Below are 24,199 nucleotides of genomic sequence, written 5' to 3'. Positions count from 1 at the left end.
ATGATGCAGGGTCTGGTCAACTCCTTCGGCAAAGTGCTGGTGGCCGGATACACTGCTGCCACGAAGATCGACTCCCTGGCCATGCTGCCCAACATGAACATCTCCAACGCCATGTCCAGCTTCACGGCCCAAAACATCGGCGCAGGCAAGTACGAGCGGGTCAAGGAGGGCCTGAAGGCCTGTCTGCTGATGGTGGCGGTATTCTCTCTGCTGATCACCGTCATCATCTTCCTCTTCGGAAACCAGCTGCTGTCCCTGTTCCTGGACCCGGGGGACGCCTCGGGCGCCATGGGTTACGGTCTGGCCTATATGCACACAGTCTCCCTCTTCTATATCCTGATGGGCCTGCTGTTCGTCCCCAACGGGATGCTGCGGGGCGCGGGTGACATGGCAGCCTTCACCTTCAGCTCCATGGCCAACCTGTTCTCCCGGGTGGGCATCGCCTACGCACTGGTGCATCTCACCCCGCTGGGGGCCAACGCCATCTGGTGGTCCATCCCCGCCGGCTGGCTGATCGGCGCGGCGGTCTCCCTGCTCCGGGTCAAGAGTGGAAAGTGGATGCGCAAGGCTGTGGCCGACCGCTGACCCCCGCAGGCGGTCTATTTCAGGAATCGCAGGTGCTGTGGATATGAACAGGAAACAGAATCTGGAGGTCTTTGCGAAGACACCCGTCCGAAAGGCCGTGCTGCTGCAGATAGTCCCGGCCGTGGCCAGTCAGATGGTCACGCTGGTCTACAATCTGGCGGACACCTACTTTGTGGGGATGTTGAACGCCCCCCATGAAACCGCGGCCGTCACTGTGGCCTATCCCTCCTTTCTGATGCTGACCGCCATTTCCAACCTCTTCGGCATGGGCGGGGCCAGCGCCATCGCCCGGGCCCTGGGCCGTCAGGACGAGGAGGGCGCCCGGCGGATCGCCGCTGTCTCTCTGGCCGGCGGCCTGCTGTCCGCCCTGCTCTTCTCCGCGGCGTTCCGACTGCTGGCCGATCCCGTGCTGCACCTGTGCGGCGCCACCGAGGCTACCTATGCTACTGCCTACGGATACGCCAAATGGGTCGTCATACTGGGCGGCCCCTTCACCATTCTCAACACCCTCCTGGCGAATCTGGTCCGGGCGGAGGGCAGCGCCGGAGCCGCCGCCTTCGGGGTCTCCTTCGGCGGCGTCCTGAATATCCTGCTGGACCCGCTGTTCGTCCTGCCCCAGTTCCTGGGCCTGGGCGCGGTGGGCGCGGGCATGGCCACGGCCCTCTCCAACGGGGCGGCGGTGGCCTGTTTTGCCGTCTATCTGGTCCGCCGCCGGGGCGCCACCTATTTGAACCTGCTGCCGGCGAATCTGCGGTATGCCGCCCAGTACCTGCGCCCCATTCTGGCCATCGGCTTCCCCTCCGCCCTGCAGTATGCGCTGACAGTGGTGGCCACCGCTGCCCAGGCCGACTTTGTATCCCAATACCCCACAGAGGCGGTGGCGGCCCTGGGCATCGTAAAAAAACTGGACCAGCTGCCCCTGTATTTCTCCATCGGTGTCTCCAACGGACTTCTGCCGCTGCTGGCCTATAACCACGCTGCCGGGAATCACCATCGGCGTGCGCAGGCCTTCCGGATAGGGAGCCTGATGTCCTTTGGCTTCGCCGTGCTGTGTCTGGTCTGCTATGAGGCGTTTGCCACCCCCCTGGTCTCCCTGTTCATTGCCGATGCTGCGACAGTCCGCTATGGGGCCGTGTTCCTGCGGTGCATGGTGACGGCAATGCCCATGATGGCCCTGTGCTATCCCATTATTATCCAGTTCCAGGCCATGGGCAGGGCCAGGGAGTCCCTGGTCTGCTCGATCCTGCGCAAGGGTGTACTGGACATTCCGCTGCTCTATCTCATGGACGCGCTCTTTCCCCTGTACGGCTGTATGTGGGTGCAGCCCATCGTGGACGCCATCTCGCTGGCCGCAGCCCTGTGGTTTTACCGGGCCATCCAAAGGGGGAGCGCGGCGGGCGGAACGGCCCCAGCCGGGGCCTGAAACCGGCGTGAGCAAAACGGAACTGTAAGGAGGAGAACGAATCCGTGGCAAGCAAGGAGCACGATTTTTCCGTCGGCAGCATTCCCCGCAACATCATTTCGCTGGCGCTGCCCATGACGGCTGCCCAGCTCATCAACGTGCTGTACAGCGTGGTGGACCGCATCTACCTGGGGCGGCTCCCCGGGCATCTGGCTCTGACGGGCCTGGGGCTGACGCTGCCCATCATCTCCATCGTGATGGGCTTTGCCAACCTGTGCGGCACGGGGGGCGCCCCCCTGTGCTCCATCTACCGGGGTAAGGGCGAGGAGGAAGAGGCCGAGCGGATCATGGGCAACGCCTTCACCCTTCTGCTGATTTTCGGCGCCGCTGTCACAGGGGTGTTCCTGCTGTTCCGGCATCCCCTGCTCTACCTGTTCGGCGCCAGTGACGCCACCTATCCCTATGCCGAGGCGTACATGACCATCTATCTGCTGGGGACCGTCTTTGTCATGATCGGCCTGGGGATGAATCCCTTCATCACGTCTCAGGGCTTCGGCCGCACCGGGATGATGACCGTGGGCCTGGGGGCGATGGTCAACATCGTGCTGGATCCGGTCTTCATCTTCGCCCTGGACATGGGGGTGCGGGGCGCGGCGCTGGCCACCGTGATCGCCCAGGGCTGCTCCGCCGTGTGGGTACTGAAATTCCTCACCGGGCGGAAGGCCATCCTGCGGCTCCGCCTGCGGAATCTGGCGCTGGGCGCCGGGCGGGTGAAATCCATCGTGGCCCTGGGCCTGTCCGGCTTCTTCATGAATCTCACCAACAGTCTGGTGCAGGTGGTGTGCAACGCCACGCTCCAGGCATACGGCGGCGACCTGTACGTAGGCGTGATGACCATCATCAACTCCCTGCGGGAGGTGTTCTTCATGCCGGTGCAGGGGCTCACCAACGGCGCCCAGCCGGTCACCGGGTACAACTACGGCGCCGGCCGATACAGCCGCGTCCGGAGCTCCATCCGCTTCAGCGTGGCGGTGACGGTTGGTTACGCCGCTGTCTTCTGGGCCGCCGCCATGTTGTTCCCCGGGCTTTTGATCCGGGTCTTCAACAGTGAGCCGGAGGTGGTGGCGGCCGGCATCCCCGCCCTGCGCATTTACTTCTGCCTGTTCATCCCCATGTCCCTCCAAATGGCGGGGCAGGGTGTGTTCGTGAGCCTGGGGCGCTCCAAGCAGGCGGTTTTCTTCTCTCTGCTGCGCAAAGCCATCATCAATGCGCCGCTGACGGTCGTCCTGCCTATCTGGATGGGCACCACCGGCGTATTCACAGCCGAGGCCATCTCCCAGCTGGTAGGCGGCCTGGCCTGCAGCCTCACCATGTATTTCACCGTGTACCGTCCCCTGGGCCGCCTGCCGGACCGCCCGCCGGAGAACATCTGAGACCCGGTTGCCGCGCCGTTGTTCCCTCTCTTACTCCCACAGACTCGCAAGAAAAAGAGGAGGCGCTTTTGGAGGTTTTTCCAAAAGCGCCTCCTCTGCCTGTTCCGGCCCCCTGCGCGTCTTGACAAACAGTTCCGGCCCGGCTATAATCTTCCCCGCAAGTCCCGGCCGCCCCTCTGCGGGAGGTTGGAAGATCCCGAACCTGTTAGGAGCACCGCCATATCATGAGAGCATCCTCTGCATACAGCCTCTTTGATACAGAGAGCGTCTGGGCCATCCTGATGCGGATCGCGCCTCCGGTCATGCTGGCCCAGCTGATCCAGGCCATGTACAACATCGTGGACAGCTATTTTGTGGGCCAGTTCTCCAGTGACGGCCTCACCGCCCTCTCCATCGTCTACCCTGTCCAACTGATCGTCACCGCCATCGCTGTCGGCACCGGCGTGGGCGTCAATACCCTGATGTCCCGGTACGACGGCCAGGGGAACCACCACCTAGCCGACCGGACCGCCGGAACAGGGACGGTCCTGGCGCTGATCAGTTGGCTGATCTTCGCCGTATTGAGCGGCCTGCTGATGCGCCCCTTTGCCGCGATCTCCACGGAGTCCTCCTCCGTGGCGGACCTTGCCGTGACATACGGTACCATCGTCTGCGTGGGCAGTCCGGGTGTGTTTCTGGAGAGTACCTGGAGCAAGGTCCACCAAGCCCGCGGCAACATGCGCCTGCCCATGTTGGCCCAGATCGCCGGCGCCGCGGCCAATATCGTGCTGGACCCGATTCTGATCTTCGGCCTTGGCCCGGCACCGGCGCTGGGAGTGGCCGGTGCCGCCTTTGCTACGGTGTCAGGCCAGGTGCTGGCGGCGCTCATTGTTGTCTCCGGATTCCGGAAGCCGCCCCCCATCCGGGTGTTCCGCTCCTATGCGGCCAAGATCTACCGGTTGGGATTTCCCTCCATCTTCATGCAGCTTCTGTTCACGGTCTATATCATGGCCCTGAACATGATCCTGGCCGGCTTTTCCGATGACGCCGTGACGGTCCTGGGCCTGTATTACAAGGTGCAGTCCTTCTTCTTCATCCCCCTCTCCGGACTCCAGACCTGCATCGTCCCCCTGCTGAGCTATACATACGCCAAGGGTGCCTACGGCCGCTGCCGCCGGGTGGTGAAGAACTCCGTCCTGCTGGCCATGTCCTTCATGCTGGTGGGGATCGCCTGCTTCGAGCTGATCCCGGAACAGCTGCTGCGCATTTTCACCGCGGAGCCCGCGGTCCTGGAGATCGGCGTCCAAGCCTTCCACATCATCGGCATCAGCTTTCTGCCCGCCGTGCCCTCCCTGATCCTGCCGGTCTTTTTCCAGGCCATCGGGGCGGCGCTGCCCAGCGTCCTGCTCTCCCTGACCAGGCAGATCTTCTGCCTGATTCCCGTATTCTGGCTCTTCTCCAGGATCGATCTGGCCTACACGTGGCTGGCCTTTCCCATTGCGGAAGTCGTGACCGGAACGCTGGGCCTGTGCTTCTATCTCCACCGCATCCACATCTGGGACCGCTGTAAGGGCGCGGCCCCGAAACCCGAACGCAAAGGAGCGACTGCCATGAAACTCATCACCGCCATCGTCAACAGACGGGACACCAGCGAGGTCTGCGCCGCCCTGACAGACGCCGGCTTTTACTTCACCCGCATGGCCTCCACCGGTGGTTTTCTCACCGGCGGCAACTCCACGCTGCTGATCGGCACAGAGGAGGACCGGGTGCCCCAGGCCATCGCCATCATCCGCCAGAACTGCTCCCGCCGGACGGAGAAGATCTCCTCCAACGTGCAGCTGGCCACGCCCTCTGCGGCCTATCCCACGGAGGTGACCGTAGGCGGTGCCACGCTGTTCGTCTCCGATGTGACGCAGTTTGAAAAGATCTGAGCCGCCCGCCATATCCGGCGGCCGGGCACAAGCAGGACGAAGCGATCCCCCTCAGTGTGTGCACTGAGGGGGATCGCTTTTTGCATCAAGATCGATCAGGCAGGGGCGAACGCCGCGCCCGGAGACGCGGCCACAGTCCCATCCTCCCGTACGGCCACATATTCGATCATCTCGCCGCTGTCCCTGCGCAGCCGGTCCACCAGAACGCCGCCCTCCTCTTCCCCCAGGATGAAAAAGGCAGTGGAGAGCAGGTCTGTGTAAACGGGCCGCGAGGACAGGATGGAGACGCTCTTCAGTGTCAGCGGCATGGGGTATCCGGTCCGCGGGTCCAGCAGATGGTGGTACACGGTCCCATTCTTCTGGAAGCTGTGCTCATACCAGGAGGATGTGGCGATGCCCGCGTCCTGGAGCTGCACCGTCCCAAACACCGAGCCGGTGTTGTCCGGGTCCCGGATCGCCACCTTCCACGGCCGGGTCCCGCCCTGCGCGTCCTGGTGCGCACCGATCACAAACAGGTTCCCGCCGTAGTCCAGCACGGCCTGCCGGACGCCGCCCTGCCGCAGGCGGTCCACGGTCAGGCCCAGGGCGAAGCCTTTCCCGGCCGCGCCTGGATCCAAACCGATTCCAGAAAGATCAAACGTCACGGTCCGCGTATTCCGGTCCAGGCGGACGTGCTGATAGCCCACCCGGTCCAGCACCGCCCGGATGCGCTCCGCAGAGGGGATCCGGGGCGTCTGGGACAGAAAATCCCACAGCTTTACCACCGGCCCCACCGTGGGGTCGAATGCTCCGCCGGACAGGCGGCAGATCTCCAGGTTCTGCTCCAGGAAGGTGTACAGGGTCTCAGAGACCGGCACAGCCTCGCCGGGCCGGATGTCCCGGCAGAGCCTGGAAAGCTCTGAGTCGGGATCGAACATGCTGAGGGTGCGCTCCAGCCCGTGGGCCTCCTCCTCGCACTGCTCCAGCAGCTGCTCCCCGTCCTCCGGGATTTCCGCCGCGATGCGGCAGAGGGTGTCGTACGCCAAAAATGCGCGGGTATGCTCCATAACGGTTTTCCTTTCCGGTTCTTGTCTTTACTGGAAAACGCCGTCCTTGCGCATCTCCTCCAGGACAACCTTGGCCATCCGCAGGTAGTTGATGAACGCAGGATACATCGGCCGGTTCTTGGGATCCATATCCAGATGCGCATGGTCTGGGTTGGGATTGTCCCAGATCATGCCCATATCCCGTCCGGCGGCGTGGGGCAGGCCGGTCAGATCCAGCATGTTCTGGGTGGCGCAGACCTTCAGATTCAGGTTGTCCATCTGGGTGCGGAAGCCCACCAGGAAGGCGTGGCGGTCCCAGCCGGAGGGGAACGGATCCTCATAGGTGGGGCAGTCGTATTTGGACTGGCGGTAGTACTTTTTCAGCTCGGGGTGGACGATGTCCTCCTCGTTGTCTGCGAAGATCTCGTCAAAGCGGCAGGAGCGGATCCTGCCGTTCTCCACCACCACCTTCAGCCAGCCGGTGAGGCCGTAGCCATAGTCCTCGGAATAGCTGTACAGCTTCTTGGAGGAGGGCTCGTCCAGCTCCTTGTCCAGCTTGGCCGCGAAGGTCAGCAGCTTCTTCACGCTGCCGGAGGCGCTGGCCACCAGATCGAAGTCTCCGCTCAGGCTCTGTTTCTCCAGCATCTGCTGCTCCACGTACTGCATGCCCATGGTCAGCACGGAGCCGGCCTTCTGCATCCGGGGCTTCGTGTACTGCCAGAAGCTGTAGCTGGAGCGGCGCTTGGAGATGCCCTGGTACAGGTGGTTGTAATAGGAGGGGGCCGTGATCTCATTGAGCTCCACAAAGATCAGCTTGCCGTCGGCCTTCACCGCCTCCACAATGCCCAGGTGACCCGGATCGGCGGGAAACTCCCCCTCTACGCCGGGATAGTAGGGCGGGAACCGTTCCTCGATCCGATAGTAGTCACCCTTCAGCATCCCCTTGGGGGGCTGAACGGACCAGACGGGCTTCTTTCCTGCGTTATCCATGTTCGTTCCTCCTTACTTCACGGCACCGTCCTTGACCATCTCGTCGTGAACGATCTTGGCCAGGCGCAGATAGTTGTTCCACACGGGAGAGCGGGGCCGGGTGACGGAGCGGGCTGTGGCGTCGCTGTTGGAGACGAGCGCCACATCGTCCTTGTGTGGCTTGTCCCACACCACGCCCATATCCGGGCCCTCTACGCAGGGCAGGCCAGTGATGTCGAACATGTCCTGTGTCTCGCAAACCTTCTTGTTGATGGCGTCAGACTGGTCCTTGAAGCACACCAGCCAGGCATGCCGGTCCCAGCCGGAGGGGAACGGATCCTCATAGGTGGTGGAGAAATACTTGGACTGGCGGTAGAACTGCTTCAGGTCGTCGTAAACAATATCTTTGGTGTGGTCGGCGAAGATCTCATCGTAGAAGCACCTGACGATCTTGCCGTCCTCCACCACCACCTGGAGCCAGCCGGTGATGCCGTAGCCGTAATCCTCGGTGTAGCCGTAGTACCGCTGCTTCTTGTGGTTGGAGTCCTTCCGCTGAGCGGACACGTCGTTCTTCAGGCCGATCATGTTCTTCATGGAGAAGGAGGCACCGGTCAGTAGGTCATAGTCAGCGTCCAGGTCCTGCTTTTCCAGGATCTGGTCCTCCACATATTTGAAGCCGTTGGCCAGCACCCGCCCATAGGCCACGCTGCGGCGCTTGTCATGGAAGTCCTGGAAGAACTGGAACTCCGTGCGGCGCTTGCTGACATTCTGGAAGTGGCGGACATAGTAGTTGCCCATGGTAGTCTCGTTGAACTCGGCGAAGGCGATCTTGCCGTCGTCGTCAAACACCACGTCCAGCTCGCCCTTGTGGCCGGGGTCGCCCCAGCGGCCGCTGTACCGCAGCTCGGCGTGATAGTAATCGCCCTTGACCAGGCCCTTGTACTGGGGCTGCGCCGTCCAGTCGATCAGCTCGCTCTCGTTGTCCTCATGCCAGGGGCCCAGCCCCAGCCATCTCGTCTTGTCAGTCATGTCAAATCCTCCTTATGATTCTGTCCGTCACTTGGACGGGGTTTGCTCTTCCAGGGCGCCGGCCCGGCAGCAGGCGCAGAAGTGGCCGCTGCCGAAGTCCCGCAGCGCCAGGTCCCGGCCGGTGCAGCCCTCCCGGGCGTACAGGCAGCGTTTCGCAAAGCGGCAGCCCGGCTCCGGGTCAATGGGGCTTTGAAGCTCGCCGATGAGCTTCACCCGCTGCATTTTCTGCCGGCTGCTGGGGATGGGAATGGCAGACAGCAGAGCCTGGGAATAGGGATGCAGTGGCTGGCGGAACAGCTCCGCGGAATCCGCTGTCTCCACCAACTGGCCCAGGTACATCACCGCGATCTTATCGGAGAAGAACTTCACCACCGACAAGTCATGGGTGATAAAGAGATAGGTCAGGTGGAACTCCGCCTGCAGATCCTTCAGCAGGTTCAGGACCTGAGCCTGGATGGACACGTCCAGCGAGGACACCGGCTCGTCGCAGACGATGAACTGGGGCTGCAGGGACAGCGCCCGGGCGATGCCCACCCGCTGGCGGCGGCCGCCGTCCAGCTCGTGGGGATAGGCGTTGAACAGCCGGGCGGAGAGGCCCACCACGTCCATCAGCCGGGAGACCTCCTTATCCAGCTCCGCACGGCTTTGAGCCTTTGCGTGAATCCGCAGCGGTTCCCCGATGATCTCCCCAATGGACATCCGGGGGTTCAGGGAGGAGAACGGGTCCTGGAAGATGATCTGCAGATCCTTGCGCAGGTCGTGAAGCTGCTTCTTATTCATCCTGCAGATGTCCTGTCCGTTGAACAGGATCTCGCCGCTGGTGGACTGGTGCAGGCCCAAGATCAGCCGTCCGATGGTGGACTTGCCGCAGCCGGACTCCCCCACCAGGCCCAGCGTCTCGCCTCTCCGAATGGAAAAGTTGACGCCGTCCACCGCATGAAGGGTGCCGGTGGGGCTTTTGAAATACTTCTTCAGGTCCCGGACTTCCAGGATGATATCCTTATCTGCCATGTCGCACCTCCTCCATCAGTTCGGGGGATTCGAAAACGCCCTGGTGGGCCAGGCAGCGCACCATCTGGGTGCCGCCGACGCCGGTCATCTCCGGCTTGCGGGTACGGCAGGCCCCCGTTGCGTAGGGGCACCGGGGTGCAAAGGCGCAGCCCTCCGGCAGCTCCGTGGGGTCCGGCATCTGGCCCTGGATGGGCTTGAGCTTCTCCGCCGTCTCATCCAGAGACGGGATGGAGCCGAAGAGGCCGATGGTGTAGGGATGATGGGGGTGGTCAAACACCTCCGCGATGGTGCCGCTCTCTACGATCTCACCGGCATACATGATAGCCACCCGGTCGCAGACCTGGGCCACGACGCCCAGGTCGTGGGTAATCAGCAGCAGGGAGGTACGGAGCTTTTCCTTCAGCTCGTTCATCAGTTCCAGCACCTGGGCCTGGATGGTCACGTCCAGGGCGGTGGTGGGCTCGTCCGCCAGAATCAGCTCCGGCGAGCAGGCGATGCTCATGGCGATGACCACCCGCTGCTTCATGCCGCCGGAGAACTGGTGGGGATACTCGTCATAGCGGGCCCGGGGGATGCCCACCATCTCCAGCATATCGCCGGCCTTTCTCCGGCCCTCCTCCTTGCTGCACTTTTCATGCTGGTGGATGACCTCCGCGATCTGATCGCCCACGGAGTAGACCGGGTTCAGGCTGGTCATAGGGTCCTGGAAAATCACCGAGATCTTGCTGCCGCGGATCTCCCGCAGGCGGGCGGGCTTGGCCTGGAGCATATCTTCGCCCTCGAACCAGATCTCGCCGCCCATGATCTTTCCCGGCGGGTCCGCGATGAGCCGCAGGACCGACAGGGCCGTGGTGGTCTTGCCGGCGCCGGTCTCGCCCACCAGACCCAGGCTCTCGCCCTTTCCGATGGTCAGGTCCAGGCCGTTGACGGCGTAGACCACGTCCTCGTCGGTGTGGTACTCCACCCGCAGGCCGCGGATATCCAGCAGGGCCTCCGGGGCCTGCGCGGAGGGAATGGGCTCCGTCTCTGGCAAAGCGGTCTTGTGCTGCTTGTTCTCTTCCATGTGGCGTCCTCCCTCCTCAGTTCTTCAGCTTGGGGTCCAGGGCATCCCGCAGGCCGTCTCCCAGCAGGTTCAGGGAGAGGATGGTCAACATGATGGCAAAGCCCGGGAACGCGCACACCCACCAGGCCGCCCGGAAATACTGCCGGCCGGTGCTGACCATAGAACCCCACTCCGGCGTGGGCGGGCTGATGCCCAGGCCGATGAAGCTGAGGCTGGCGATAGCCAGGATGGACCCGGCGATAGACAGCGTGGCCTGCACAATGATGGGGGCCATGCAGTTGGGCAGGATGTGCTTGAGGATGATGCGCTTGTCGCTGGCGCCGATGGCGCGGGCCGCCTCGATGTACTCCTCGTTCTTGATGGTCAGAACGGCGGAGCGGACGATCCGGGCAAAGGGCGGGATGTTGGAGATGCTGATGGCCAGCATCATATTCGTGACGCTGGTGCCCATGGCGGACACCAAGGCGATGGACAGCAGGATGCTGGGGATCGCCAGGAAGATGTCCATGACACGCATGATGACATCGTCTACCCGGCGGCTGCCGTAACCGGCGATGGCCCCCAGCAGACCGCCCACCACTGTGGCAATGGCGATGGTGGCAAAGGCCACCGGCAGGGAGATCCGGGCGCCGTGGACGATCCGGGCCAGGATGTCGCGGCCCACCTCGTCGGTGCCCAGCCAGTGCTCGACGGAGGGGGGCTGGAGCTTCAGGGATGCGTTCTGCTGAATCACCAGCGTCTCGTAGTCAAAAAACACATCGGCAAAGACGGCGAAGAAGATGATGACGGCCAGAATGATGAGTCCCAGAACGGCCATCTTGTTTTTCTTCAGGCGGCGCCATACTGCGGCGGCCTGGGACTTTTTCTTGTTCTTGTTTTTCACTTTCCCAGTCATCCGCATCACCTCTTTGCCGTTTTGTACTGGGCCCGGATTCTGGGGTCCAGGAATGCGTACAGGATATCAATGCACAGATTGATGATGGTGAACATCGTGGCCAGCACCAATACGCAGGCCACCACCACGGGCGTGTCCTTCAGGCCGATGCAGTCCACCAGCAGCCGGCCGATGCCGGGCCAGGAGAACACCGTCTCCACCAGCACTGCGCCGCCCAGAGAGAAGCCGAATTGCAGTCCCACTGTGGTGACAATAGGGATCATGGCGTTGCGCAGAGCGTGGCGGATGGTGATGACGCTCTCTTTCAGGCCCTTTGCCCGTGCGGTGCGGATGTAGTCCTGCCGGATCGTCTCCAGCATGGAGGAGCGGGTCATGCGGGTGATCATCGCCAGGGAGTTGGCGCTGAGGGTGACGGCCGGCAGCACCAGAGCGCCCCAGGTCTCAAAGTTGGAGGATGGGAACCACCCCAGCCCCGCTGCGAAGATCACGATCAGCATCAGCCCCAGCCAGAAGTTCGGCATGGAGACGCCGAACAGAGCGCCCACCATGGAGATGTTGTCCACCGCCGAATACTGATGGGTGGCGGAGATCACGCCCAGGGGAATTCCGATCAGAATGGCAAAAAGCATGGCGCAGGCCGACAGCAGGATGGTATTGGGCAGCCGGGCGGCGATCTCCGCCGCCACCGGGTTGCCGGTGCTGTATGAGGTACCGAAGTCACCGTGGACCGCGTTGATGATAAACCGGCCGTACTGGACCAGGAAGGGATCATCCAGGCCCAGCTCCTCCTGCATGGCGGCGTAGGATTCCTCGGAGTAGTTGTCGCCCAGCATCATCTGCACCGGGTCGCCGGGGGTGAAGCTCAGGATCGTATAGACGATGAAGCTGACACCCAGCAGCACCGGAATCAGCATGAGCAGCCGTTTGAGAATAAAACGGTACATCTGTCACTCTCCTTTTCCATAACGCAAATTCGCGCAAGCGGACGGCGGCTTTTGCCGCCGCCCGCTCACTGGAATGCCTGAATGCGCTTATTCAAAATAGGTGCCGTTGATGTAGTGGGACTTGCCCGGATACAGGCCGAATCCCTTCACATTGGACTGCATACCGGCGTTCAGGTGCTCCACCGCCATGGGGACCAGGGGCGCGGCCTCCGCCACTTTGCTCTGGATCTCCGCATACAGCTCCATGGCGTGCTCGGTGTCGGTGGTGGTGCTGGCCTCATCGATCAAGGCGTCCACCTCAGGCGTGGTCCAGAAGCAGCGGTTGCCGGAGGGCCCCAGAGCCTCCGTGTGGTACATGGACCGCAGCATGGAGTCGGGGTCAATGGAGGTCTTGGACATGATGAACATATCATGGGCGCCGTTGCCGGTCTCAGACTGGAACTGTCCGCTCTCCAGGGTCTTGACCTCGGCGTTGATCCCCACCTGGCGCAGCTGCTCCTGAATGACCACGGCGGAGTCCCGCATCACCTGGGTATCGGAGCACCAGAGAGTGGTGGAGAAGCCGTCAGGATAGCCGGCCTCGGCCAGCAGCTCCTTGGCCTTCTCCACGTTGCAGGAGTAGTCGGAGCAGTCGGAGACGTAGCCGTCCACACTGGGGGGCAGCATGGTGTAGTTGGCGGGTGTGGCCTCGCCGCTGAACACCAGGTCGATGTAGCCCTGGGGGTCCAGCGCGTAGGCGACGGCCTGCCGGACCTTCTCGTTGTCAAAGGGCGCCTTCTGCACGTTCATGCCCACATACCACACGGTGGTGCTGGGGGAGGTGAGGGTGGTGACGGACTCATTGCCCGCCAGGCTCTCCAGGTCGGTGATGCCCAGGTCATAGGCCAGGTCCACCTCGCCGGTCTCCAGGCCAATGGTGCGGTTCAGCGCCTCGGGAATCGTGCGGAAGATGACGCGCTTGACGGCCGGAGCGCCGCCCCAGTAGTCCTCAAAGGCCTCCAGGACCACGTCGCCGCCCAGCTCCCAGGAGACGAACTTGAAGGGGCCGGTGCCCACGGGGTTCTTGTTGAACTCCTCCGCGCTGGTGTCCGCGCTCTTGCAGATGATGGAGGCCGCGTCCAGGCTCAGGCGGTACAGCAGCGCGTTGAAGGGCGCGGAGGTCTTGATGGTGACGGTGTAGTCGTCGTCACAGGTGATGCTCTCGATGATGAGGTAGTTGTAATTCACGCCGGGGTTTGCGATGCAGCGCTCCAGGCTGTACTTGACATCCTCGGAGGTCATCTCCTCCCCGTTGTGGAACTTGACGCCCTGGCGCAGATGGAACACGGTGGTGGTATCGTCGATAACCTCCCAGCTCTCCGCCAGGCCCGGCACTAGGTTCATGTCGTTGTCCATCATCACCAGACGGTCAAACATCTGGGTGGTGACACGATAGGTCCCGATGGAGGCCTGCACCATGGGATCCATGTAGGTGGGGGACTCTGGGATAGCAACGATCAGGGTATCCTTGGCGCCATCGTCGGAACCGTCCGTGGTCGTCGAGCTGGAACCGGTGGGGCCACAGCCGGCCAGCATCCCGCAGAGCAGGAACATTGCGGTGAACAGTGCGAAAACTCTCTTCTTCATCGTACTCCTCCTGACGTGGTGGTGATATATTTCTGAAACCGCCCCCGGCGGTCACATTCCTGATTGTGTGCTCAGCGCAGGCCGTCGGCCGCCAGAGCATCCTCCATCCGCCTCGCCAGCTCCAGATAGTTGTCCCATTCCTTCGCTCGCTTGGGCTCCTCCGTGAAGGGGAGCCCGGTCAGGTCGGTGAGGCTCTGGGTCTCCAGCACCCGGGCGCTGAGCAGGTCGAAGATGCTGTTGAACCCGGCCCCGATGGTGGAGATGTAGTCCGGGCAGTGATATTTGGACTGCCGGTAATAGGGCTTGAGCTCCGGGTCCTCAATCTCCTCCTGCCGGTCGGCAAAGATCTCGTCGTAGGCGCAGGAGATGATCTTTCCCGCCTCCAGCACGATCTGCAAGCGCCCGGTGACGCCGGGCTCCACCGCCTGGGACAGGCCGTAATACACCTGGCCGGAGGGCTTGTCCAGCCGCCCCGCGATCTCCTCTGCCAGTGGGAGCATAGACCGCTTGATGCTGTTGGAGGCGCCGGTGAGCAGGTCAAACTCGCCTGTGAGGCGGTTCTCCGCCACCATCTGCTCTTCCAGATGGGTCAGGCCGTTTACCAGCACCACGCCGGACTTGGCGGTCCGCTCCTTGGTGGCCTGCAGAAAGCCGTAGTCGGACAGCCGCTTGGAAACGCCCTGGTACCGTCTGATGTAATAGGTGGGGTTGTTAATCTCGTTGAACTCCACCATCTGCAGGGTTCCGTCCCGCCGGACCACTTCCAGAATGCCGTGATACCCCTTGTCCCCCGGGAAATGCGGGGCAAACCAATTCTCAGCCCGGTAATAGTCTCCCTTTACCAGCCCCATAGGTGGCTGCACCGTCCAGAACAGCCGGTCCAGCACGTCAACGGACTTTTCGCGCTTCTTCTCTGCCATGCCTCTCTTCCTTTCCCTCATTTTGATCCGCATTCCACCGCCGGGTGCGGATCTTGTATTCTTTGAAAATTGGCGCTATAATGATTGATAAAATCTGAACGCCCCTCTGACCGGGCGCCTTTGTTTTGCCTGTTACGATTATAACATGCTCCCCTGGCTGTCGGATTATAGGGGATTTTGTTAAGCCTTCGCTATTTGGGATTAGGTCCCTCCGCCGTTTTGAGAAAGAGAGCGCGACATGAACACAGAACACCTCGTCTATATCCTGGAGGCGTACAAGTGCGGCTCCGTCAACAAAGCCGCCCGAAACTGCTATATCTCCCAGTCCCATCTCAGCACCATCATCAAGAACGTGGAACAGGAGATCGGCTATCCCCTGTTTCACAGGACGGCCAACGGCATCACCGCTACGCCGGAGGGACTGATTTTCATGAGCCACGCTGAGAAGATCGTCACCGAGCGCAATAATATCCAGAAGATCCCGCAATCCATGTCCGAGAGCGACAGCCTCTCCATCATTTGCGCCCGCTCCGCCTTTGTGCTCCAGTGTTTCTTTGATTACAAAAACTGCTTCCCCAACCTGAACAGGACCCACGACAAATTTCTGGAGGCCGGCCTCCGGGAAAATCTGAAAAACGTCGTGGCCCAGAACTGCAGGCTGGGCATCCTGGTGCTGTTCGAGCAGGTCATCCCCAAGTACATGGATCTGGCGGACCAGTACAATCTGGAGATGACGGTCCTCCAGCGCTCCATTCCCGTCACCGCGCTGATGTCCAAGTCCCATCCACTGGCCAACTCTTCCCGTGTCTCGCTCAAGGATCTCACAGGGTATCCGTTCATCGCCGACGCGCACATCGATCCGGACGATACGCTGGACGTGCTGGGACTCCAGAGCCACACAGACCTGCTGTACATCTGCGACCGCGGCACGATCTTCGACGCGGTCCGCAAAGGCAATTACATCGCCATCGGCATCAGCATTCCGGAGGAGGATGCCCGGCGGATGAACTGCGTCTGCTGTCCCATCGCGGACGGCGCTCCCATGGCCGTGGCCCTGCTGCATTCCCGGACATTTACGCTCCGCCCCAGAGAGAAGCACTTCATTCGCTATCTGACTGACCGCCTGCACAAGCGCTATTCCGGATAAACGGCGTGCCGCCTCCCACAGGGCAGTTTGTCCGCATCGGCGTGTGTCCCTGTTGGTGCGATGGCTCCAAACATTGCCGACAGCGTGTGCAGGAACGCCTTTTGCACGCATCTTGCCGCAAAGATTTAAAACCCCCAGGAACTGCTGCGCAGCGGTCCCTGGGGGTTTTAAATAGCGGCTGACTTCATTCTCGTTATATCCAATGCCGTGGGCTCAATTGGGTAATTTCCCGTATGTTTTTTCAATCAGAGTCCTGCAAGGGGAATAAAAGGCGTCTGCCAGGAGACAGCCGCCGCAATCTGCCGTCGCTGACCGCTGTTCCGCCTGTTTCAAGGGCTTCTGCGGCTGCTGGCACCGCTGCTGTGAGCGGTTCTCCGCAGACTCACGGCTTCTTTGTGCGCGGGAGCAGAGCGCCTCCCTGCCGGTCAAGGGCCCGGGAGCCGTGCCCGCGACAGACAGCTGCTCCCGGCCTCAGCCTCTCCGGCTCGTTTTCAAAAAATTCATGAACCGTTCACGAGGCAAACATAGATGAGGCCATCCGGGAGTAGTATACTTCCAAAAGTATAGACGAGATCGTCTGTAAAATCCTCAGGCAGTAGCCGCCGCGGGTTGCAAACCTGACGGCGTGTGTCCGGTCCCATACCGGCGCGGAATTGGTCGGACGTCAAAATGGCCTGTCCGTCCGGACGTTTTCCCGCTGCCCGCCCGGGTGTCTCCCTGGTTCCGGGTTTTGGCAGGGCCGGGGGTTTTGGATCAGGCAGAAGGAGGATATGCAGCATGACGCAGAAAGAGCGCCAGGAACGCAGCAGAAAAGAGATTTATCAGGCCGCCCTGGAGGAGTTCGGGACCTACGGCTACGACAAGGTCAACATGGAGCGGATCTGTGGGAACCACGGGATCTCCAAGGGCATGATGTACCACTACTACTCCAATAAGGACGAGTTGTTTTTACTGTGCGTCGAACGCACTTTCCAGGAGCTCAGGGCCCATGTGGAACGGGATATGGCCCATCTGTCAGGGGAGGATACGGCAGCCGCAGTCAAAGATTTCTTCATGATCCGGGAGCGCTTTTTCCAGCTTCATCCCCAGCAAAAGCTCGTTTTTGAAAGCGCCATGCTCCGTCCGCCCAAACATCTGGCCGCGCAAATTCAGGCCCTGCGCGCACCGATGCGGCGCTTGAATCAGGAATTTATCGAGGGGCTCATAGACAAAATGCCGCTGCGGCCGGATTTGAAGCCTGAAATGGTGACCCGCTATTTGGAAACCATCGAGTCTCTTTTCCAGAATATGATTGTGAGTTATCAGGGCGGACATCCCGCGCAGGATTTCCATGCCATGCTGGAAACCGCAGGCGAACTGCTGAATATGGTCCTATTTGGGATTCTTCGCCACGCAGATCCGGCATGATCTCCGGTTCGGTGGATAACGTGATCTTTGCCGCGGCACTCCCCTATCTCTTTGGAATGCGGCTGCTGTACCCGGGCTTCAGCAAACTTGTCAGCTCCTTTAATCTGAAGCGGCCGGAGGGACTAGGCCGGGGCCGGTGCACCGCCTTGGTTCTTCTATTGGCAGCGGGCGGATTTTTCCCGGTCTGCGCCCCTCTCCGGGCCGTCCGCACCTCAGCATCCTCAGCGGGAGCCTGCTGATCTTTCAGGATGCGGCCTCGATCCTGCGCGCCTGCTTCTCCGGCCGGTTCTGGCGGCAAAACAGCAATTGATGATACCACAAGGAGGATTTATATGCTGAAATTACTTCGTAACCTACGGCGGCAGGAGTGGGCCATGGCCGCCGTGTGCGCAGTGCTCATCCTGGGGCAGATTAATTTCGATCTGGCGCTGCCCGACTACATGAGCAGCCTGACCGTTCTGATTAAAACGCCGGGGAGCACCCTGTCGGACATCCTGCATACCGGCCTGGAAATGCTGGGCTGCACCCTGGCCAGCGCGGTGCTGTGCGTCATCTGCGGCTATCTGACCGCCAAGGTGGCTGCCGGGTTCAGCTTTTCCATCCGGGAGGCGGTGTTTCATAAGATCGCAGACTTCGGCCAACAGGAGATGATGACCTTCTCCGTCCCCAGCCTCATCAACCGCACCACCAACGACATCACCCAGGTGCAGATGCTGACGGCCATGGGCCTGCAGATCCTAATCAAGTCCCCCGTCATGGCAGTGTGGGCCATCATCAAAATCGTGGGCAAGAGTTGGACCCTCTCCGCTATCACCGCCGGATTTGTGGCCGCCCTGCTGGTGATGATGGCGGTCATCATCGGCGTGGTGGTGCCCCGGTTCCGCCGGGTGCAAAAGCTCACCGACCATATCAACCTGGTGGCCCGGGAGAACTTGAACGGTATCAATGTTGTCCACGCCTACAACGCTGAGGACTACCAGAACGCCAAGTTCTGGAAGGGCAACGAGGAACTGATGCGCACGCAGTTGTTCAACCAGCGGGCCTTTGCCTTCCTGATGCCCGGCGTCACCCTGGCCATGAACGCATTGTCTCTGGTGATCTACTGGGTGGGTGCCTCCATCGTGAACGCCGTCCCTGCCGCGGACACCGCCGCACGGCTGGCCGCCTTCAGCGACATCGTGGTGTTCGGCACCTACGCCACCTACGTCATCATGTCCATTATGATGATGGTCATGATTATCATGATGCTCCCGGCGGCCCAGGTGTCCGCCCAGCGGATCAATGAGGTGTTGGAGACCCGGAACAGCCTGACTCAGGGCGCCCGCATCGATGCCCTGGAAACCGGTACTGTGGAGTTCCGGGACGTCTCCTTCCACTATCCCTCCTCGGACAAGAATGTCCTGGAGCACATCACCTTCCAGGCCAAGCGGGGGGAGACCGTGGCCTTTATCGGCGCCACCGGCAGCGGCAAGACCACTCTGGTCAGCCTGGCCGCCCGGTTCTATGATGCCACGGAGGGCACTGTGCTGGTGGACGGGGTGGACGTTCGGGACTACACCTTCGACGCCCTGTATGACCGCATCGGCTATGTAACTCAGAAGGCCATCCTGTTCTCCGGAGACGTCCGCGGCAACGTGCTGTTCGGCGCCAGCCGGGGCAAGGATTCCGATGCGGACGTTCAAAAGGCTCTGGAGCTGGCCCAGGCCAGCGAGTTTGTGGACAGGATGCCCGGAGGCATCCATGCCCCCATCGCCGAGGGAGGCACCAACGTATCCGGCGGCCAGAAGCAGCGGCTCTCCATCGCCCGGGCCCTGGCGAGGCGCCCGGAGATCCTGGTGTTCGACGACTCCTTCTCCGCCCTGGACTACCGGACGGATACCAGGCTCCGTGCCGGCCTGGACCGGGAGCTGAAGGATACCACTCGACTGATCGTGGCTCAACGGATCGGCACCATCCGGAACGCGGACAAGATCATCGTTCTGGACGAGGGGAGGATGGTGGGGATGGGTACCCACGAGGAACTGATGCAAACCTGCCCGATCTACCAGGAGATCGCCCGGTCCCAGCTCTCCCAGGAAGAGCTGGGGGCTTAAGGAGGAAACCAAGATGCCAAAGATGATGCAGAACAGAATGTGCGCGCCGGGAAAGAGCAGGCGCGGCATCGGCGGTGTGCTCAGAAAACTGTTCACCTATTCCAACAAATTGAAAGCGCCCTCTGTTGCGGCCTTTTGCTTCGCCGTGGCCGGCGCAGTGCTGACCATCATCGGCCCCAGCCTGCTCAGTCGGATCACGGACCTCATCTCCGACGCCCTGGACGGGGAGATCGATCTGGCCGCCATCGGCCGCACCGGCGTAATCCTGCTGGTGATCTACGGCTTCAGTGCCGTCTTTACCTATGTGGAGCACTTCATCATGGCTACGGTCACCCTGGAGCTGTCCCGGGATATGCGGCAGGACCTGTCCCGAAAAATCAACCGGGTGCCCATGAGCTACTTCAGCAAGGTGTCTTATGGTGACATCCTCAGCCGCATCACCAACGACGTAAGTACTCTGCAGCAGGCCCTGGCCAACAGCCTGCCCTCCATGATCAGCGCAGCGGCCCAATTCCTCGGCTGTCTGGTGATGATGTTTGTCACTGAGTGGCGTATGGCGCTGGCAGCCATTGCCGTCACGGCACTGGGCTTCCTCATCATGGCTGCGGTGATGCTCCGGTCCCAGAAGTACTTCACCGCCCGGCAGGAGAACCTGAGCACCCTGAACGGCTATATTGAGGAGATGTACTCCGGCCACGACGTGGTGCGCCTCTCCCGGGCCAACGAGCAGGTAAAAGAGACCTTCGGCGGGATGAATGCCGTTCTGTACGACGCAGAGTGGCGCAGCCAGTTCCTCTCCGGCATCATGCAGCCCCTGATGACTATCATCGGCAACCTGGGCTATGTGGCGGTCTGCGTCCTGGGTTCCGCCCTGGCCATGAGCGGAGAGATCTCCTTCGGCGTCATTGTTGCGTTCATCCTCTATGTGCGGCTGTTCACCTCTCCCCTGAGCACCCTGGCCCAGGGCATGACCCAGATGCAGACGGCGGCAGCCGCCGGCGACCACGTCTTCGACTTTCTCCACGAGAAAGAGCTGCCCGATGAGACCGGCAAGCGCCCCGAACTCTCTCCTGTGCAGGGCGAAGTCGAATTTGAACACGTCCGATTCAGCTATCCGAATCATCCGGATAAGATCATCATCAAGGACTTCTCTGCCCATATTCAGCCGGGGCAGAAGGTGGCTATTGTGGGTCCCACCGGAGCGGGCAAGACCACGATGGTCAATCTGCTGATGCGCTTCTTTGAGATCAACAGCGGAAACATCAAAATCGACGGCGTGCCCACCTCTGAAATGACCCGGGAGGGCGTCCACGACCTGTTCAGCATGGTACTCCAGGACACCTGGCTGTTTGAGGGGACTGTCCGGGAAAATCTGGTCTACAACAAGACCGGGGTCACGGACCAGCAGCTGGATGAGGCCTGCCGGGCCTGCGGCATCTATCACTTCATCGAAACCCTGCCCCACGGCTTTGATACCGTGCTGGATGACAGCATTGCCATTTCCTCCGGGCAGAAGCAGCTGCTCACCATCGCCCGGGCCATGATTCAGGGCAATCCCATGCTGATTCTGGACGAGGCCACCTCCTCGGTGGATACCCGCACAGAGCTCATCACCCAGCAGGCCATGGACCGGCTGACGGAGCACCGCACCAGCTTTGTCATCGCCCACCGGCTGTCCACCATCAAAAACGCCGACCTGATTCTGGTGCTGAAGGACGGCGATATCATCGAGCAAGGCACGCACAAGGAACTCCTGGCCAAAGGCGGCTTCTACGCCGACCTGTACAACAGCCAGTTTGAAAAGGCCTCGTGATCCCAGGAAGAGGGGGGGCGGCTGTGATTTGGACAGTATGGAAAATCAGACTCCGCCGTGCTGAAGCGAAAAGAATAGCTCCCGCTTTTCAAGCCATTCGTTTGAAAAGCGGGAGCTGTTTCCCTTTCCGGAGAGCCTGGTTTGCTTTGGAGGCAGGGCTCCTTCCACCCGGGCCCGCCAATGATCGGCATTGCGGCAGGAGCCCCCGTCCATCCCTCCCAGGATTTGTCAAATCCGTTCCAGCTTCGCCCGGAAGGATATCTTTCGGGGCGTCTCCATCTCATCGAACTGTACCACATGAGCACCCTTGTCCATGTCCACATCCAGCACCGTACCGGAGCCGAACAGAATATGCTTCACCCGCTGCCCCACGGAGAATGCCATGTTCCCGTCGGTCTCCGGCAGATAGGTCTGGCTGTGGCCGATATAGTCCCGGGCCGCCCGGATCAAGCCCTCCTCCGGCGGCCGGGTGAAAGCCAGGAGATTGCGGTCGATGTCCAGAAGAAAGCGGGAGGGATACCGGGGGGTGCCGTCGAAGTTCCGTCCGTCTGCCTCGGAGAGGTACAGTCCCTTCTCCGCCCGTGTCAGCGCCACAAACGCCAGCCGCCGCTCCTCCTCCATGGCCTGCTGCGTCCGCACCTTCCGGGAGGGGAAGATCCCCTCATTCATGCCGCAGAGGAACACATAGGGAAATTCCAGGCCCTTGGCGGCGTGAACGGTCATCAGCCTCACCTTGTCTCCCTGCTCCGCCGTATCGGCATTGGTGAACAGAGCCACATGGGCCAGATAGTGCTCCAGGGTGACCTCCTCCCCGCAGGTGGTCTCGTACTCATATACCGACTGCTTCAGCTCCGCCAGATTGTCCAGCCGTTCCTGGCTGCCCTCGGTGCGGAGCATCTTCTCGTAGCCGCTCTCATTGAGGAGGGCCGAAAGCACCCCGGACACCGGTCTCCCCCCATATCCGGCGGCAAAGGACTCTATCAGGCCGACAAACCTTCCGGCGCCTGTTCCTTTGAAAAGTGGGTCCTCCAGATTGTCCTGCAGCGCCTGATACAGGGAGCGGCCTTGCCTTTCTGCGTACTCCTGCAAAAATGCCATCCGCCGCTTCCCAAGATTCCGCTTGGGGACGTTGACGATCCGCCGGAAGGAAAGGTCGTCTTTGTAGGCAATCATCCGCAAGTACGAGAGGGCGTCCTTGATTTCCATGCGGTCAAAGAACTGGACGCCGCTGTAAATCGTATAGGGGATCTTCTCTCCCAGCAGGACTTCCTCCACCGCCCGGGTCACATAGTGGGCCCGGTAGAGCACCGTCATGTCCCGGTATGGCGTGCCCGCCTCGTGAAGCTCCTTCATCTCCCCCGCTATCCATTCGGCCTCCGCCTCCTGGGTCTGCGCGAAGTGGCAGATGACCGGACTGCCGGAGGGCAGCGTGGGCTGCAATTCCTTTTTGATACGAGTCCGGTTCTTGTCGATCAGGGAATTCGCGGCAGAGAGAATCTCCGGCGCAGAGCGGTAGTTCTCCATCATTAGAATCGTTTTTGTCCCCGGAAACTTCTTGTCAAAGTCCAGCAGGTACTTCACGTCGGCGCCCCGCCAGGTGTAGATGGTCTGGTCCGGGTCTCCCACGATGAAGAGGTTCTTGTGGTAACCGCACAGAACCTCCATCAGCTCGTACTGAAGCTGGTCGATATCCTGGAACTCGTCGATCATGATGTACTCCAGCCGCTGCTGCCACTTGAGCCGAATGTCAGGATGCTGCTGGAAAATATACAGGGAGAACTTGATCAGGTCGTTATAATCCAGTCCGAAACACTTCTTCTCCTGATACAGATAGCCGTAGAAAATGATGTCTGCCGGGGTGTCCGCCTGGTCATACTTCTCCTTCAGCGTGTCCAGAGGCATGGCGATCATATCCAGATAGTAGTCCGGACGCTTGAACAGCTTCTGCATCTCGACCATGTCCCGGGCTGCGGAGAAGGTCATATCCCGCAGCGTCAATCCCCGCTCCTCGTAGATGATTTGGAGCATAGCGTCGATGTCCGCGTTGTCCAGCACCAGAAAGCTTTTGGGATACTGGACGGCGTAGCTGTCCTCCTGGAGCACGGAGACGCAGAAACCGTGGAAGGTGTTGATATAGCCCGTGTCATTGTCGCCGGTGAGGATGTGGATGCGCTGGCGCATCTCATTTGCGGATTTGTTGGTGAAGGTGACGCAGAGGATATTTCCCGGCAGGATGCCCAGCTCGTTCACCAGAAAGGCAAAACGATGGGAGAGCGCCCTTGTCTTGCCGGAGCCGGCTCCGGCAATGACACGGACAAATCCTTCGGTTTCGGTCACAGCCTGGCGCTGGGCAGCGTTGAGGCCGGAGAGCAAATCGGTCATCGTGGCGTCCTCCCTGTCGAACATCTGTTTCTTCCATTATATCAGAACCCGCAGATGTTCTCAACCTCTTCTGAAAAATCCATCAGATCTCCTATGGCTGAGGGTTGGCATACGAAGAACAGGGAAGAAGGATGCAGACATTCAAATTAACCGCAGGTATAGGGAATCCTTGTGCCGCAAATCACACTTATTTCAGGCCAAGTTCACAAATCATATCTTCTGCCTTAGAAAATTCTTTTGTGGACCATATTTCAGTGGCATAACAGGGATTTGACCTCTATCATTTCAATGTTTTGTACTTTGCCTGCAGCATAAGTGCTTAATACAAGAAAGTATGAACCCCTTGCAATGCAAGGGGTTCATACTTAAAATAACCCTGCCTGACCCAAAATAACGCCAAGCATTCGCCCAAATCAGGCAGGGTCATTCATTTTGGCGCAGCGGGAGGGATTCGAACCCTCGTGCGATTGCTCGCAAACTGATTTCGAGGGGAATAATGCATAAAATATTTGCTCATATTTGTGCATAACGTTTTATTTTGCCAT

18 protein-coding genes are annotated in these 24,199 nt (G+C 60.8%); 8 read left to right on the top strand and 10 right to left on the bottom strand.

Annotated features, from left to right (window positions below; all coding sequences use genetic code 11):
* The 4 genes from QVE23_RS10905 to QVE23_RS03980 form a co-directional block, all read left to right on the top strand.
* Nucleotides 1–585: MATE family efflux transporter (locus QVE23_RS10905; protein WP_353847664.1), on the top strand; the 585-nt coding region annotated here is incomplete at its 5' end.
* A gap of 43 nt (nt 586–628) precedes the next feature.
* A complete protein-coding gene (locus QVE23_RS03990; RefSeq protein WP_287967598.1) occupies nt 629–2,008 on the top strand; it encodes an MATE family efflux transporter in 1,380 nt (459 codons plus the stop codon).
* 44 nt (nt 2,009–2,052) lie between these two features.
* The gene (locus tag QVE23_RS03985; RefSeq protein WP_287967597.1) at nt 2,053–3,420 is read left to right on the top strand and encodes an MATE family efflux transporter; all 1,368 of its coding nucleotides are present in this window, start codon (nt 2,053–2,055) and stop codon (nt 3,418–3,420) included.
* A 224-nt stretch (nt 3,421–3,644) separates the two neighbouring features.
* A complete protein-coding gene (locus QVE23_RS03980) occupies nt 3,645–5,330 on the top strand; it encodes a cyclic-di-AMP receptor (protein ID WP_273481850.1) in 1,686 nt (561 codons plus the stop codon).
* Between the two features lie 95 nt (nt 5,331–5,425).
* Here QVE23_RS03980 and QVE23_RS03975 read toward each other — a convergent pair whose 3' ends face one another.
* From QVE23_RS03975 to QVE23_RS03935, 9 genes are all read right to left on the bottom strand, one after another.
* The gene (locus tag QVE23_RS03975; RefSeq protein WP_273481849.1) at nt 5,426–6,376 is read right to left on the bottom strand and encodes an FAD:protein FMN transferase; all 951 of its coding nucleotides are present in this window, start codon (nt 6,374–6,376) and stop codon (nt 5,426–5,428) included.
* A 27-nt stretch (nt 6,377–6,403) separates the two neighbouring features.
* Nucleotides 6,404–7,345: a hypothetical protein gene (locus tag QVE23_RS03970; RefSeq protein WP_021751496.1), complete on the bottom strand. Its 942-nt coding sequence runs from the start codon at nt 7,343–7,345 to the stop codon at nt 6,404–6,406.
* Between the two features lie 12 nt (nt 7,346–7,357).
* Nucleotides 7,358–8,353: a hypothetical protein gene (locus QVE23_RS03965; protein ID WP_025544186.1), complete on the bottom strand. Its 996-nt coding sequence runs from the start codon at nt 8,351–8,353 to the stop codon at nt 7,358–7,360.
* A gap of 27 nt (nt 8,354–8,380) precedes the next feature.
* Entirely contained in the window at nt 8,381–9,364 is a 984-nt protein-coding gene (locus QVE23_RS03960; protein WP_021751498.1) for an ABC transporter ATP-binding protein, read from the bottom strand.
* On the bottom strand, nt 9,354–10,427 hold the full coding sequence (locus tag QVE23_RS03955; protein WP_021751499.1) for an ABC transporter ATP-binding protein: 1,074 nt from the start codon (nt 10,425–10,427) through the stop codon (nt 9,354–9,356). The genes QVE23_RS03960 and QVE23_RS03955 overlap by 11 nt, the downstream gene beginning before the upstream one ends.
* Nucleotides 10,428–10,443: 16 nt before the next feature.
* A complete protein-coding gene (locus tag QVE23_RS03950; protein WP_036631401.1) occupies nt 10,444–11,322 on the bottom strand; it encodes an ABC transporter permease in 879 nt (292 codons plus the stop codon).
* Nucleotides 11,323–11,327: 5 nt separating this feature from the next.
* Nucleotides 11,328–12,266 (bottom strand): nickel ABC transporter permease, encoded by a 939-nt coding sequence (gene nikB / locus QVE23_RS03945; protein ID WP_021751501.1) that lies wholly within the window; start codon nt 12,264–12,266, stop codon nt 11,328–11,330.
* A gap of 87 nt (nt 12,267–12,353) precedes the next feature.
* On the bottom strand, nt 12,354–13,892 hold the full coding sequence (locus tag QVE23_RS03940; protein WP_276897344.1) for an ABC transporter substrate-binding protein: 1,539 nt from the start codon (nt 13,890–13,892) through the stop codon (nt 12,354–12,356).
* 71 nt (nt 13,893–13,963) lie between these two features.
* Nucleotides 13,964–14,812: a hypothetical protein gene (locus tag QVE23_RS03935; protein ID WP_051320032.1), complete on the bottom strand. Its 849-nt coding sequence runs from the start codon at nt 14,810–14,812 to the stop codon at nt 13,964–13,966.
* A 238-nt stretch (nt 14,813–15,050) separates the two neighbouring features.
* Here QVE23_RS03935 and QVE23_RS03930 point away from each other — a divergent pair, with 238 nt between their 5' ends.
* From QVE23_RS03930 to QVE23_RS03915, 4 genes are all read left to right on the top strand, one after another.
* Nucleotides 15,051–15,959: a LysR family transcriptional regulator gene (locus tag QVE23_RS03930; protein ID WP_025544191.1), complete on the top strand. Its 909-nt coding sequence runs from the start codon at nt 15,051–15,053 to the stop codon at nt 15,957–15,959.
* A 777-nt stretch (nt 15,960–16,736) separates the two neighbouring features.
* On the top strand, nt 16,737–17,366 hold the full coding sequence (locus tag QVE23_RS03925) for a TetR/AcrR family transcriptional regulator (RefSeq protein WP_158629686.1): 630 nt from the start codon (nt 16,737–16,739) through the stop codon (nt 17,364–17,366).
* A 332-nt stretch (nt 17,367–17,698) separates the two neighbouring features.
* Entirely contained in the window at nt 17,699–19,459 is a 1,761-nt protein-coding gene (locus tag QVE23_RS03920) for an ABC transporter ATP-binding protein (protein ID WP_256264210.1), read from the top strand.
* Nucleotides 19,460–19,472: 13 nt separating this feature from the next.
* A complete protein-coding gene (locus tag QVE23_RS03915; protein WP_287966907.1) occupies nt 19,473–21,272 on the top strand; it encodes an ABC transporter ATP-binding protein in 1,800 nt (599 codons plus the stop codon).
* 228 nt (nt 21,273–21,500) lie between these two features.
* On the opposite strand, the gene QVE23_RS03910 is transcribed toward QVE23_RS03915, so the two are convergent.
* Nucleotides 21,501–23,654 carry an ATP-dependent helicase gene (locus QVE23_RS03910; RefSeq protein ID WP_287967596.1) on the bottom strand — a complete coding sequence of 718 codons (2,154 nt, stop codon included), beginning with the start codon at nt 23,652–23,654 and terminating at the stop codon, nt 21,501–21,503.
* Nucleotides 23,655–24,199 lie beyond the last annotated feature (545 nt).

The sequence above is a fragment of the Oscillibacter sp. KLE 1728 genome, assembly GCF_934833455.1.
GTDB lineage: Bacteria > Bacillota > Clostridia > Oscillospirales > Oscillospiraceae > Oscillibacter > Oscillibacter welbionis.
Note: the sequence above shows the minus strand (reverse complement) of the source record. Positions and strands in the feature narration are given on the sequence as shown.

Coding starts and splice junctions, on each gene's coding strand:
- QVE23_RS03990 (WP_287967598.1), top strand. CDS start 629: ATGAACAGGAAACAGAATCTGGAGGTCTTTGCGAAGACACCCGTCCGA.
- QVE23_RS03980 (WP_273481850.1), top strand. CDS start 3,645: ATGAGAGCATCCTCTGCATACAGCCTCTTTGATACAGAGAGCGTCTGG.
- QVE23_RS03975 (WP_273481849.1), bottom strand. CDS start 6,376: ATGGAGCATACCCGCGCATTTTTGGCGTACGACACCCTCTGCCGCATC.
- QVE23_RS03970 (WP_021751496.1), bottom strand. CDS start 7,345: ATGGATAACGCAGGAAAGAAGCCCGTCTGGTCCGTTCAGCCCCCCAAG.
- QVE23_RS03965 (WP_025544186.1), bottom strand. CDS start 8,353: ATGACTGACAAGACGAGATGGCTGGGGCTGGGCCCCTGGCATGAGGAC.
- QVE23_RS03960 (WP_021751498.1), bottom strand. CDS start 9,364: ATGGCAGATAAGGATATCATCCTGGAAGTCCGGGACCTGAAGAAGTAT.
- QVE23_RS03955 (WP_021751499.1), bottom strand. CDS start 10,427: ATGGAAGAGAACAAGCAGCACAAGACCGCTTTGCCAGAGACGGAGCCC.
- QVE23_RS03950 (WP_036631401.1), bottom strand. CDS start 11,322: ATGACTGGGAAAGTGAAAAACAAGAACAAGAAAAAGTCCCAGGCCGCC.
- nikB (WP_021751501.1), bottom strand. CDS start 12,266: ATGTACCGTTTTATTCTCAAACGGCTGCTCATGCTGATTCCGGTGCTG.
- QVE23_RS03940 (WP_276897344.1), bottom strand. CDS start 13,892: ATGAAGAAGAGAGTTTTCGCACTGTTCACCGCAATGTTCCTGCTCTGC.
- QVE23_RS03935 (WP_051320032.1), bottom strand. CDS start 14,812: ATGGCAGAGAAGAAGCGCGAAAAGTCCGTTGACGTGCTGGACCGGCTG.
- QVE23_RS03930 (WP_025544191.1), top strand. CDS start 15,051: ATGAACACAGAACACCTCGTCTATATCCTGGAGGCGTACAAGTGCGGC.
- QVE23_RS03925 (WP_158629686.1), top strand. CDS start 16,737: ATGACGCAGAAAGAGCGCCAGGAACGCAGCAGAAAAGAGATTTATCAG.
- QVE23_RS03920 (WP_256264210.1), top strand. CDS start 17,699: ATGCTGAAATTACTTCGTAACCTACGGCGGCAGGAGTGGGCCATGGCC.
- QVE23_RS03915 (WP_287966907.1), top strand. CDS start 19,473: ATGCCAAAGATGATGCAGAACAGAATGTGCGCGCCGGGAAAGAGCAGG.
- QVE23_RS03910 (WP_287967596.1), bottom strand. CDS start 23,654: ATGACCGATTTGCTCTCCGGCCTCAACGCTGCCCAGCGCCAGGCTGTG.